The organism is Pseudoflavonifractor phocaeensis (genome assembly GCF_038439875.1).
GTDB lineage: Bacteria > Bacillota > Clostridia > Oscillospirales > Oscillospiraceae > Vermiculatibacterium.
On sequence record NZ_JBCDMT010000003.1, the window covers coordinates 100,034 to 112,406 of the forward strand.

A 12,373-nucleotide genomic window follows, 5' to 3' on the forward strand; every position below is an offset into this window, starting at 1 on the left:
TTATTTTACCACTCCGGCGCGCGGGGCGCAACCCGCTTTACTTTTCCCCGCCCCCGTGATACAATGCAGGAACATCAAACTTAGTTTCACCACACAACAAAAGGAGGCGTCCATGGAAGAGCGGCGGCACATGAATTTGATCCGGCCCACCACCGAGCAGAAGCGCATGGCGGAAAACCGGCGGCTGGAGCCGGTGATGCGGGCCTTGAAGGCCGTCCACTCGGCTACCTCGCCCGAGTCCATGGACCCGGAGGACCTGGACCGCCAGCGGGCGGGTCAAGAACTGCTGGGGCGGCTGGTGGCCCCCCGGCTGGGGGTGGCATGGGAGCCCTTTGACCTCCAGGGGATGCCCGCCGCCTGGACCCGGCCCGGCCGGTGCTGGGAAAAGCGGAAGGTCATCCTCTACTGCCACGGTGGCGGCTACACCAGCGGCAATTTGGGCTACTCCCGGCCTCTGGCCTCCAAGCTGGCGGAGGTCACCGGGTACGAGGTCCTCTGCTTCGAGTACCGCCTGGCCCCCGAGCACCCCTTCCCCGCCGCCCCCGACGACGCCATGAAGGCCTGGGACTACCTGATGTACCTGGGCTACGGGGCCCGGGACGTGGTGGTGGCCGGGGACTCCGCCGGGGGCAACCTGGCGCTGGTGCTCTGCCACCGGCTCAAGGCCGCGGGGCGGCGGCTCCCCGCCCGGCTGGTGCTCATGTCCCCCTGGACCGACATGACCGCCAGCGGCCAGTCCTATGGCCAGCGCCGCGACATCGACCCCATGATCACCATGAACTATATCCAGGCGGTGCGGCAGGTCTACGCCCGGGAGGCCGACCTGACCTCCCCCCTCCTCTCTCCCCTCTTCGGGGATTTGAGCCGCTTTCCCCCCGCCCTCATCCAGGTAGGCACCAACGAGATCTTGTACTCCGACTCCGTCCGCCTGCGGGACCGGCTGGTCCGCGCCGGCGTCCCCTGCCGGCTGGAGGTATGGAAGGACATGTGGCACGTGTTCCAGATGTTCCCCATGAAGACCGCCGACCAGGCCATGGAGAGTGTGGGACGCTTCCTGCTGGAAGAGCTGTAACGAAAAAGCCCCCGGCGGTCTGACGACCGCCGGGGGCTTTTCATCATTCACTCCCGCCAGAACAGGGACAGCACAAGCCCCAGAACGATACCCGCCGCCGCCGGGAGGACCCAGCCCAGGCCCAGATTGGCCATGGGCAGCCCCGACAGGGCATTTTTCAGCTCCGGCAGGTAGTCCGCCGCGGCAAAGACCACGCTGGCCACACCGGTACACAGGATGGCGGTGGGATAGACCGCCATCCACCGACTCAGCCAGCGGTGGAAAAAGGACAGGACGATGAGGACAATGGCCACGGGGTAAATGGCGCTGAGGATGGGGACCGAAACCTTCAGGATCAGGTTGAGCCCGGCGTTGGCGATGGCCATGCTCACCACAGCGAAGATCACCGCCCACACCCGGTAGGAGATCCGGGGGACCAAGCCGTGGAAATACTCGCCGCAGGAGCTGATGAGCCCCACGCAGACGTTGAAGCAGGCGATAACAAAGATGGCGGCCAGGATAATGGCCCCCAGCGGTCCGAAGAGGGCGGAGACCACCCGGGTGAGGACCTGGGCCCCGTTCTCGGCGCCGGGAAAGGCATCCCCCGACAGAGCCCCCACGTGGGCCATCATGGAGTAGACGGCCAGCAGCACCACCCCGGCGATGATTCCGGCCCCCACGGTGCCCCGGACCACCTCCTTCTCGTCCTCCACCCCCCTGGCCTGGATATTCAGGAGGATGACGATGCCGAAGGCCAGGGCGGCCATGGTGTCCATGGTCTGATAACCGTCCAGGAAACCCTGGGTCACGGGGTGGGCGGTGTAGAGCTCCTGGACCGGGCCATAGCCCCCCGGCGGGGAGATGACGCAGCCGACGAACACCACCACGATGAGGACCAGCAGGCAGGGGCACAGGATCTTCCCCAGCCGGTCGCTGAGCTTCTCCGGCCGGAGGGCCAACAGGAGGGCCGCCGCGAAAAAGAGCAGGGAGTAGGCGAATTGCAACACCGGCAGCAGCGCCAGCTGCTCTGCCGCCAGGAAGGGGGTCACCGCCATCTCAAAAGAGGTGCTGGCGGTGCGGGGAATGGCCAGACAGGGGCCGATGGAGAGGTAAATGAGCACGGCGAATCCCGTGGCGAACCGGGGCCCCACCCGCCCCGCCAGAATGGGCAGGCTTCCGGCCCGGGCCACGGCGATGACCCCCAGCACGGGAAAGCCGATGGCCGAGATGAGGAACCCCGCCATGGCGCTCCAGGTGTTCCCCCCCGCCTGGGCCCCCAAAAAGGGCGGAAAAATCAGGTTCCCGGCGCCGAAAAACATGGAAAAGAGGGTCAGCCCCACCAATAAAAGGTCCTTACCCCGCAGTCTCTTCATCTCTCTTCCTCTCCCGTCTGAATGATACTGTCGGTCAGTATACCAAAATGCAGCGTTTCTTGCAAGGCGCCCCCCGGTGTGTCTTTTGCAAAAATAGAATTTTTTTATTGCAAATATGTATTTTTATCTTTATTTATTATATTTTAAATCACTTCTTGACTTTCATTTTTAATTGACTTATCGTGAAAGCATAGGAGGCGATCTTATGGATCCCACAAAAATCGAAGCGTTGGAACAGCACATTCGAAACGATTGCGGCAACATCACGGGCATCGTGGTCCGAAAAAACGGAGAAGTCCGCTACGAGCGCTATTTCAACGGCTGTACGGCCGACAGCCCCACCCACGTGTTCTCCGTCACCAAGAGCGTCCTCTCCCTCCTCATCGGCATCGCCATCGACGAGGGGATGATCCGGGGCGTGGAGCAGAAAGTACTGGATTTCTTCCCGGAGTATATCCCGGGGCCGGGCCAGGAAACCGCCCGCGGCGTCACCCTCCGGGACCTGCTGACTATGACCGCACCGTTTCAATATGAGGAAGAGCCCTACGAGGCGTATTTTTCCAGCGGCGACTGGGTCCGCTCCGCCCTCTCTCTGCTGGGAGGGACAGAACCCCCCGGGGTCTTTCGCTACCGGCCCCTTGTCGGGCCGGATATCCTCTCCGGCATCCTCACAAGGGCCACGGGACGTTCTGTGCTGGACTTCGCGAGGGAACGCCTCTTCTCCCCCCTGGGGATCTCCGTGGCGGACAGTCTGACCTTCCGGGACCAGGCGGAGCAAATGGCCTTTTACCAGAGCACGGGCGTCAGCTGTTGGGTCGCGGATCCCAAGGGCGTCAACACGGCGGGCTGGGGGCTCACCTTGACCGCCGGAGATATGGCCAAAATCGGCCAGCTCTGTCTGGACGGCGGGCGCTGGAACGGGACACAGCTTGTATCCGCCCGGTGGATCCGGGAGAGCACCCGGGAACAGGTCCGCTGGGCGGAACAAAACCTGCCCTACGGCTACCTCTGGTGGGTCATGGAGCACGGGTTTGCCGCCATGGGGGACGGGGGAAACGTGATCTACGCCGACCGGGAGAAGGGGCTGGCCGTCGCCATCACCTCCCTCATGGCCCCGGAGACCGGGGACAGGATCGACCTGATCCAAACCCACATCGAGCCCTTATTCTCTGACGAAGCCTGATGACCGGGGCATTGGTCTTGAACCCTTCTCACCATCGCCCCCGGAACTGAAAAAGAGCGCAAAAATAGCGGCACCGTCGTCAGACGGTGCCGCTATTCATGTACGCCCAAGATCAACCCTGGGAGATAGCCCCGGTGGGGCAGGTGCCGGCGCAGGAGCCGCAGTCGATGCAGGTACCGGCGTCGATCACGTACTGAGTGTCGCCCTGAGAGATCGCGGAAACAGGGCAGGAGTCGGCGCAGGCGCCGCAGCTGACGCAAGCGTCGCTAATCACATAAGCCATTGGTTACACCTCCAAGTCACTGAATGTGACCCTATTATAACATAAGTTTTTCAAATTGCAATGCTAATTTACGCCGACCCTGGGTATATTTTTAGTAGCGCGGCAAACTGTACGGGCACAGGCTTTCGGGCGTTTTCGCAGTTATCCGCCACTAACTTACAACGAGACCGTTTCAGGAGAGGAGCAGATGCAGTATGGCACGACCGTCGGGGCCGTTTCGGATGGAGGCGGCGGGGAGCCTGACCCCTGAGCTGGAGGGGGCGTCCCGCAGCGGGCGCCACCCCCGGCGGGGCGGGGACGCCCAGGCAAAGAAAAAGGGGGAAAAGACCCATGAGCGCCATTGAATTTACCGCGGGGGCGGAGACCGCCCTCCGTCTGGCCCAGGAGAGCGCCGCCGAACTGGGCCACAGCTACGTGGGGACCGAGCACCTTTTGCTGGGCGTGGCCCGGGAGGGGCGGGGGCCGGGGGCCAAGTCCCTAGCCGCCGCGGGCCTCACCGCGGAGGCCCTCCGGGGCGCGCTGGTGCGCCTCATCGGCCTGGGGGCGGCGGGGGGCCTTCCCACCCAGGGGCTCACCCCCCGGTGCCAGGAGTGCCTGGAACTGGCCCTGTCCGAGGCGAGAAGATGCCAGGCCCAGCGGGCGGACACCGGCCACCTGCTCACCGGCCTTCTCCGGCAGAGCGACAGCGCCGCCGGCCGGGTCATCATCGCCGCCGGCAAGGACCCCCGGCGGCTTCTGGGGGATCTGACCGCCTCCTTCGGCGCCTCCGACCCCCGTCCCCTGGAGCGCCGGCGGCCGGAGCGGGAGGACCGGCCCGGCTCTTCCACCAAGCTTCTGGACCAGTTCTCCCGGGACCTGACCGCCCTGGCCGCCGCCGGGGAGCTGGACCCGGTCATCGGCCGGGAAAAGGAGGTCCACCGGGTCATCGAGATCCTGGCCCGCCGCCGGAAAAACAACCCCGCCCTCATCGGGGAGCCCGGCGTGGGCAAGACCGCCGTGGCCGAAGCCCTGGCCCTGGCCATCGCCAACCGGGAGGTCCCCGACGACCTGTGCTCCAAGCGGCTGGTGTCCCTGGACCTGTCCTCCATGGTGGCGGGCACCAAATACCGGGGAGAGTTTGAGGAGCGGGTGAAGAACATCCTCTCCGAGGTCCGCCGGGCGGGAGACGTGATCCTCTTTCTCGACGAGCTCCACACCATCGTGGGGGCGGGCAGCGCCGAGGGAGCCATCGACGCCGCCAATATCCTCAAGCCCGCCCTGGGCCGGGGAGACCTTCAGGTGGTGGGGGCCACCACCACCGAGGAATACCGCAAATATATCGAAAAGGACGCCGCCCTGGAGCGCCGCTTCCAGCCCGTGACGGTGGCCGAGCCTACGGCGGAGGCCACCAGATCCATCCTCACCGGTCTGCGGCCCCGGTATGAGCGGCATCACCGCCTCACCATCACCGACGAGGCCCTCTCCTCCGCCGTGTCCCTGTCGGTGCGCTACCTCCCCGACCGGCGCCTCCCCGACAAGGCGGTGGATCTGATGGACGAGGCGGCCAGCCGGGCCCGGCTGGCGGTGGTGGAGCTCCCCCCCGCCCTCAAGCTCCTGGAGGGCAAGGTGGCCGACGCCCGGAAGCGGAAGGAGGAGGCCATCCGGGACCAGGACTTCGAGACCGCCGCCATGTACCGGGACGCCGAGGGGGACTTCCGCCGGAACCTGGAACACGAAAAGGCGGCCCTCCTCCAGCGGCGGCCCCCCGTCTCGGTCAGCGCCGAGCACGTGGCCGCCGTGGTCTCGGGCTGGACCGGCATCCCCGTCACCTCCCTCACCCAGGCCGAGAGCCAGCGGCTTTTGGCCCTGGAGGACACCCTCCGCGCCCGGGTCATCGGACAGGAAGCGGCGGTAAAGGCGGTGGCCCAGGCGGTCCGCCGGGGCCGGGTGGGGCTGAAGGAGCCGGGCCGCCCGGTGGGCTCCTTCCTTTTCCTGGGTCCCACCGGCGTGGGCAAGACCGAGCTGTGCAAGGCCCTGGCCGCCGCCCTCTTCGGCAGTGAGGACGCCCTCATCCGCTTCGATATGTCGGAGTATATGGAAAAGCACACCGTCTCCCGGCTGCTGGGTTCCCCTCCGGGCTACGTGGGCCACGAGGAGGGAGGCCAGCTCACCGAGGCGGTGCGCCGCCGTCCCTATTCCGTGGTCCTCTTCGACGAGATCGAGAAGGCCCACGAGGACGTGTGGAGCGTCCTTCTCCAAGCCCTGGAGGACGGTCAGATCACGGATGCCCAGGGCCGGAAGGCCGACTTCCGCAACTGCGTGCTTATCCTCACCTCCAACGTGGGGGCCCGGCGCATCACCGCCAAGGGGCGGCTGGGCTTCTCCGCCCAGAGCGAGGAGGGGGGCCTGCGGCCCCGGGACCAGGTGGAGCGGGCGGTGCTGGAGGACGTGCGCCGCACCTTCCGCCCCGAGTTTTTGAACCGGCTGGACGAAACGGTGGTCTTCCGCCAGCTGGGCCGGGAGGAGCTGTCCGCCATCGCCCGGCGGATGCTGGACCAGCTCTCGGGGCGGCTGGAGCCTCTGGGCGTGACCCTGTCGGTGACCGCCCAGGCCGAGGAGGCCCTGGCCAAGGCCGGGTTCGACCCCGACTACGGCGCCCGGCCCCTTCGCCGGGCCATCCGCGCCCAGGTGGAGGACCCCGCGGCGGAGCTCCTCCTTTCCGGCGCCCTCCCCCCCGGCAGTACTCTCACTGTGGAGGAAGCGGATGGCGCCGTCAGTCTCACCCCCTCCCCCGCCCCCCTTCCGGCGGGCTGAATCAACAGGAAAAGGGCGGGCAGGAACGTTCCTGCCCGCCCTTTTCCTGTTCAGCTGATGGCGTCCATGACCGCATCCATCAGGTGGACCGGGTGGAGCTGGTGACGGGTGAACTCCTCGGCCAGGTCCGTGACCAAGGCCCCGTCGCAGGAGATGTCGAACAGCAGCGCAAATTCCCGGCAGCCCGAGTCCGTATAGAGGAACGCGTGGATCCCGTAAGACACATAGGGCCCCAGCTCCGGCGAGGACAGGAATTGTTTAACGGGACGATAGCGGAACCTGGTCATTGATGCCCGCCTCCTTCTCAAATTCCATGGGATCGATCTCCAGCAGGATCAGGAGCCGGAGCAGCACCTTGGCGCTTGGCATATTGCCGCCCCGCTCGATTTCCTGATACCAGCGGACGGAAACGGAGACCATCTCAGCGACTTGGGATTGGGTATATCCCTTTTTCTCCCTCGCACGGCGGACCTTTCGGGAAAAGACTTCATTCAGCGACATAGTTTCACTCTCCTCGACAGAGGAATGTTATCCCAATATTACTAATTAGTACACGATTATATGGTTCGCAATGAAAAAAATTACGACTTTTCGTCGAAAAGTGTCGATTTTGAGTCTCTTTTGCCGCTGTTCAAAAAATAGCGCTCTTCAAAGAGAAGCGCCCTCGCCCCTTTTAAGGGTCGCCCAAAGCCATCTCCTAATTGCCCTTGCCCCCTCTCCTGGAGAGGGGGCCCTTCCGAGACATTCAACGCCAGCCGTTTGTAAGGTATTGCCCCTTTTTCAGCACCAACACTCCTAAAATCCCCCTCTTTTCTCCTGCGAAAGCGTGGGCCAGCAGAAAAGCAAAAAGCCCGGAACCATTGAAAAATCAATGATTCCGGGCTTTTTCACATTGGAGCAGGTGAAGGGAATCGAACCCTCGTGTTCAGCTTGGGAAGCTGACGTTCTGCCATTGAACTACACCTGCGCATGATCTCCCGCCGTTCCGAACGGCTTATATATCTTAGCATATCCTGCAAAAAGATGCAAGAGATTTTTTCGTTTTCTTTCCAAAAGGAGGCGCCCCGGCCCACATGGGCCGGGGCGCCTCCCCCCATTTTGCTTCTCAGTGTCGGAACAACCCGGTGATTGCCTTCCAAAAATCCGTGAACATAGCCTTGATCCGGCTCCAAACAGAGCCCTTTTCTCTCTGCTCCCCGTCCTGCGCCGCCTGGCTGTCCTCTTCCCTCACTTTGATCTCCTGGGTGCGCATAATGTACTGCACGCTGTTGGGCGTCCCGTTCCGGAGGGAGGTCAGGGAGCTAGGCTTCGCTCCGGCGTCCATAAGCAGGAGGTTGTTCTCTCCCCCCGTATGGGTGTCCCACTCATCGTCAATGAGGTCTGTGATGGTGCTTTTGGCGGTTCGGATGGTGTCGGTCCGGTCCAGGCCGTAGGTGGATTTTCGAAGGGAGTCGGCCAGTCCGCCGAGGGTCTGGCGGGTGCCCTCATCCAGGTCCGGGCCGCTCTGATGGGCCAGGGCCTCGGCGGCGGAGAGGGCCGACCTGGTGTCCCGGAGGGTGGACTGAAGAGAGCCGGAGAGGGTCTGGGCATCGGCCAGAGCGGTTTGGACCTGGGGTTCATAGGCGTTGAGGATATCATTGAGGCCGTCCAGCTGGCCCAGGGCGTCCTCCGCGGTCTGAGCCACCTGACCCGCCACGGAGCCCAGGGTGTCCACGTCGGTCAGCAGGGCGCCCCCCTCCCCCTCGTGGGCCTTCATGGTTTTCAGCAGGTCCCGGCACAGCCCGGCCAGGGCGGACAGGTCGTCGGTGACGCCGGTGTCCCCCAGCTCCCCGCACAGGTCGGAGAGCTGGCCAACCACGTCGGCGGTGGGACGGGTGAGATTGGAGATGATATTGTTGGCCTCTTTGATCCGCGTGTTGACGGACCCGACCGCGGAGTTCAGGGCGTCCAGCTTCTTCTGCATCGCCTCAAGCTCCGCCCGGTTCCCGCCGACAAATTGAAGGGCGGACGCCGCCGCGGTGATCTTGGCTGTCAGTTCCGCCGGGTCCGTGATCCCCTTCCCTGTGTAATAGCTCATAAGGAACCCCTGGACCGCCGCCGGATCGGCGGTGGCGATATCGCCCCCCGCGGCCGCGGCGTAGGCTGTGGCGATCTCGGTGGCCAGCGACACCTGCCGGTTGACCTCCGCCACCGTCATCTCCCGTCCCCCAATGGTGACTTTCATATCATCCAAGGGGAGCTCGGATGCCTTTACAGTGGAGATCTTTCCGGGGTTCCGCAGGGCCCCCTCCAGCCGGTCCAGGCTGAAGCGCAGGCCGCCGGTCTCGTCCTCCAGGTCGTCCAGCTCGCTGGCCAGGCTGGCGGCGATGGCGGTGGCCTTCTTGTTATAGCCCTCCACGTCGGTGAGGAGCTCCCGCAGGGCTTTGGTATCCTTCTGGATGGCGGTGATGGTCTGCCGGGTCTTTTCCAGGTCCGGCCGGAGGGATTGGGCCGTGCCGTTGAGCTGGTTGAGAACCGCCGTAGTGTCGGCGGCGGCTTGGGTGGCGGTGTCGAAATACCCGTCCATGCTCCCCAGCGCTCCCGACAGGGCGTCCAGGTCGGCCAGGGCCAGGTCGGCGCCGTCGTAGACGCCCCCCTTTCCCGCCGAAACGGTGCCCCGGGCGCTGTTGAGCTGATCCAGGCCGTTGGCGGTGGCCCGCAGACTGCCGCTCATGCCGTCCAGGCTGTTCAGAATCACGTCAAGACTGTCGTTGATGGCGTCATAGGAGTTCTCCGTCTTCTCCTTGGCCTCCCGCAGGTCCGCGATCTGGTCCAGCTGGGCCAGGGTGGCGGGGACCGCCAGCAGCACCAGGCCGGAGAAGGTAAAGTCCTCACTCCCAACCCGGATGGTGAAATGCCGCTCCTCCCCCGGCATCACCATAAACAGGACGGCCCGCAGGTTGCCCACCAGCTGGACCTCCGCCCCCTCCGCCTCCAGGGAGAGGATATCGTCGGCGTTGAAGGCGGTGGCGGCGGTGAGGACCAGGTTGTTCCGGTTATACTCCGAAGCGCCCGGGTTGGGGTACACGTCCAGCCCGATCTCGATAAGGCCGCTCTTCCCCGCCAGCTCCTCCGCGGGGGTGGGCACCCCGTTGAGCCGGTAGGACAGGGAGAAAGTCCAGGGCAGGTCCTCATAGGGCTGCCGGGTCTTGCCCTCGAAATAGAACCGCTGGGGGGCCTCCTCGCCCAGCTCAAAGGTCACCGCCCCGTCGGAGACGGTGGGGACGATGCCGTCGGTGAGATTCACCACCCGGTCGTAGACGCCGTAGTCGGTGATGGCGGTGCTGCCGTTGAGCCGGTAGCTCTTCACCACGCTGGAGTCCATGAGCTGACCGTAATAGTCCAGGGTGGCGTAGTAGGATTCATCACAGACGGGGGCCTGGGCCTCCCCCGCCGCAAAAGCGGGAAGGGCCAGCCCCGCCGCAAGGGTCAGCGCCAGGGCCAGAGCCCCCAGCCGTTTCCCCAGGTTCCATGTTTGTTTCATCTCAACCCTGCTCCTTTCCTTGTCCACCCGCCGGGGCCGGCACCCTGCCCGCGCCCTTTTCCCGGGGCGGCTTAGCCCTTCTCCACCACAGGGTAGTCCTGTGGATGACCGGCTCGAAAACCACCAGCATGGAGGGGAGGATAAAGATGCTCACCACGGCGGAGATGATGGCCCCCCGGGCCAGCATGATGCACAGGCTGCTGATGATCTCGATCCTGGAGACAAACCCCACCCCCAGAGTGGCGCAGAAGAGCACCAGGGCGCTGGTGAGGATGGAGGTATCCGAGGCGGTGGCCGCCACGTGGATGGCCTCCTTTCGGTCCAGGCCGTTTCTCAGTTCCTCCCGGAACCGGGTGGTCATCAAGATGGCGTAGTCCACCGTGGCCCCCAGCTGGACGCACCCGATAATGGTGGGGGCGATAAAGGGCACCTCGGTGCCGGTGAAATAGGAGATGCCCTGGTTGATGAAGATGGCCAGCTCGATGGCCGCCACCAGCAGGGCCGGGACCGTCAGGGACTTGAACAGCACCGCCACGATGACCAGGATGGCGGCGATGGAGATGTAGTTGGTCACCTTGAAGTCCACGGCGGCGGTGGAGATCAGGTCCTTGGTGAGGGCGGCCTCCCCGGTGATATAGGCCCCCGGGTCACAGGCTTTCACGATGGCATCCACCTGGTCCAGCTGGGCCGCCACCTCGTCGGAGGCGGCGGGATAGGCCGAGTTCACCATCATGAGCTGAAGGCCGTCCTTCTTGCACAGGTCCTTCACCTCCTGGGGCACGAAGAAGTCGGGTACGGCGGGGCTCATGAGCTTATCGTAGGCCACCACGGAGGTGATGCCCTCCACCCCTTCCACCCGTTCCTCCATCTCCTTGAGCTCCACGTGGCTCAGGTCGTCCCGGAATACGATGAAGTGGGTGGAGGCCATGTCGTAGTCCTCCTTGAGCTTATTGGTGGCTACGATGGAGGGCATATCCTGGGGCAGGGCCCGGTCCAGCTTGTAGTAGACCGCGGCGTGGCTCTGGGCGTACACCGCAGGGATGAAGAGCAGGGCGAAGAGGGCCACGAAGGTCTTGCGGTGGCGGACCATAAAATCGTTGACCCGCCCGAAATCCAGGTTCAGGGTGGGGTGGCGGTATTTGGCGATGCCCCGGTCCAGCACCAGCAGGATGGCTGGCAGCACCAGCACCACGGTGGCCACCCCAAGCACCACGCCCTTGGCCATCACAAGGCCGATGTCCCGCCCCAGCAGCAGCCGCATGAAGCACAGCGCCCCAAAGCCGGCGATGGTGGTCAGGGAGCTCCCCGACAGGGAGGTAAAGGCGGCCACGATGGCTTTCGCCATGGCGTCCCGTTTGTCCTCGTAATTGGCCCGCTCCTCCTCATAGCGGTGGTAGAGGAAGATGGAATAGTCCATGGTCACCCCCAGCTGGAGGACGGCGGCGATGGCCTTGGTGATGTAGGAGATCTGGCCGAAAAAGAAATTGGTGCCGAAGTTGTAGAGGATGGCCATGCCGATGCTCAGGAGGAAGGCCACCGGCAGCAGCCAGGATTCCATCGTGAGGGACATGGCCACGAAGGAGAGGGCCACCGCCAGCAGGATGTAGAGGGGCAGCTCCTGGTCCACCAGCTCCTTGGTGTCCTTGATGAGGACGGAGAAGCCGGCCAGGAAGCACCGCTCGTTGCACAGCCTGCGCACCTGGCCGATGGCCTCCATGGTCTGCTCCGAGGCCCCCGGCATATCGTACTGGACGATCATCATGGTGGAGTCCCCGGAGAAGAAGATGTCCCGCAGGTCCTCCGGGATCATCTCGGTGGGAATCTGGATGCCTACCAGGCTGGAGACCCATGTCGCGCTGGACACCCCCGGCACCTGCTCGATCTCCCTGCGCAGTTGGTCGGTGTAGGCGGGGGGCATATCCTCCACGATGAGCATGGTGGTAGCCGCCATGTGGAAGGGCTCCTCCAGCAGTTGTTCCCCCCTGGAGGAATCCAGGTCGGGGGGCAGATAGGTCAGGATATCGTAATTGATGCGGGTGGCCGCGGAGCCCAGGACACTGGGGATGAGCAGCAGCACCGCCGCCAGCACCACCAGCCTCGGCTTCCGGGTCAGCCCCCGGGCGATCTTTTCCAGCAAGGCCGTCACCTTCCAAACGTTTGGTCTTAT

The 12,373-nt window shown here is 64.5% G+C and carries 10 protein-coding genes and 1 tRNA gene; 4 read left to right on the forward strand and 7 right to left on the reverse strand.

The window, feature by feature from the left end; translation table 11 throughout:
* Positions 1-112 precede the first annotated feature (112 nt).
* The gene (locus AAEU42_RS05150; protein WP_342232468.1) at positions 113-1,072 is read left to right on the forward strand and encodes an alpha/beta hydrolase; all 960 of its coding nucleotides are present in this window, start codon (positions 113-115) and stop codon (positions 1,070-1,072) included.
* A 47-nt stretch (positions 1,073-1,119) separates the two neighbouring features.
* Here AAEU42_RS05150 and brnQ read toward each other — a convergent pair whose 3' ends face one another.
* A complete protein-coding gene (gene brnQ, locus AAEU42_RS05155; RefSeq protein ID WP_342232469.1) occupies positions 1,120-2,424 on the reverse strand; it encodes a branched-chain amino acid transport system II carrier protein in 1,305 nt (434 codons plus the stop codon).
* A 205-nt stretch (positions 2,425-2,629) separates the two neighbouring features.
* Between brnQ and AAEU42_RS05160 the strand changes: the two genes are divergently transcribed.
* A complete protein-coding gene (locus AAEU42_RS05160; protein ID WP_342232470.1) occupies positions 2,630-3,607 on the forward strand; it encodes a serine hydrolase domain-containing protein in 978 nt (325 codons plus the stop codon).
* Between the two features lie 112 nt (positions 3,608-3,719).
* Here the strand turns inward: AAEU42_RS05160 and AAEU42_RS05165 are convergent, their stop codons facing one another.
* Complete coding sequence (locus tag AAEU42_RS05165) at positions 3,720-3,890, reverse strand: DUF362 domain-containing protein (protein ID WP_342232471.1); 171 nt, start codon at positions 3,888-3,890, stop codon at positions 3,720-3,722.
* A 194-nt stretch (positions 3,891-4,084) separates the two neighbouring features.
* Between AAEU42_RS05165 and AAEU42_RS05170 the strand changes: the two genes are divergently transcribed.
* Together AAEU42_RS05170 and AAEU42_RS05175 are read left to right on the forward strand one after the other, a co-directional pair.
* On the forward strand, positions 4,085-4,234 hold the full coding sequence (locus AAEU42_RS05170) for a hypothetical protein (RefSeq protein WP_342232472.1): 150 nt from the start codon (positions 4,085-4,087) through the stop codon (positions 4,232-4,234).
* Positions 4,221-6,683: an ATP-dependent Clp protease ATP-binding subunit gene (locus tag AAEU42_RS05175; RefSeq protein WP_342232473.1), complete on the forward strand. Its 2,463-nt coding sequence runs from the start codon at positions 4,221-4,223 to the stop codon at positions 6,681-6,683. Before AAEU42_RS05170 ends, AAEU42_RS05175 begins: the two co-directional genes overlap by 14 nt.
* A gap of 50 nt (positions 6,684-6,733) precedes the next feature.
* On the opposite strand, the gene AAEU42_RS05180 is transcribed toward AAEU42_RS05175, so the two are convergent.
* The 5 genes from AAEU42_RS05180 to AAEU42_RS05200 all read right to left on the reverse strand — a co-directional run bounded on the left by AAEU42_RS05180 (position 6,734) and on the right by AAEU42_RS05200 (position 12,343).
* Positions 6,734-6,970: a DUF6514 family protein gene (locus AAEU42_RS05180; RefSeq protein ID WP_342232474.1), complete on the reverse strand. Its 237-nt coding sequence runs from the start codon at positions 6,968-6,970 to the stop codon at positions 6,734-6,736.
* Entirely contained in the window at positions 6,942-7,184 is a 243-nt protein-coding gene (locus tag AAEU42_RS05185) for a helix-turn-helix domain-containing protein (protein WP_342232475.1), read from the reverse strand. Before AAEU42_RS05185 ends, AAEU42_RS05180 begins: the two co-directional genes overlap by 29 nt.
* A 392-nt stretch (positions 7,185-7,576) precedes the next feature.
* Positions 7,577-7,650, reverse strand: a tRNA-Gly gene (locus tag AAEU42_RS05190).
* Between the two features lie 138 nt (positions 7,651-7,788).
* Positions 7,789-10,206: a hypothetical protein gene (locus AAEU42_RS05195; RefSeq protein ID WP_342232476.1), complete on the reverse strand. Its 2,418-nt coding sequence runs from the start codon at positions 10,204-10,206 to the stop codon at positions 7,789-7,791.
* Position 10,207: 1 nt separating this feature from the next.
* Positions 10,208-12,343 (reverse strand): efflux RND transporter permease subunit, encoded by a 2,136-nt coding sequence (locus AAEU42_RS05200; RefSeq protein WP_342232477.1) that lies wholly within the window; start codon positions 12,341-12,343, stop codon positions 10,208-10,210.
* Positions 12,344-12,373: the final 30 nt, after the last annotated feature.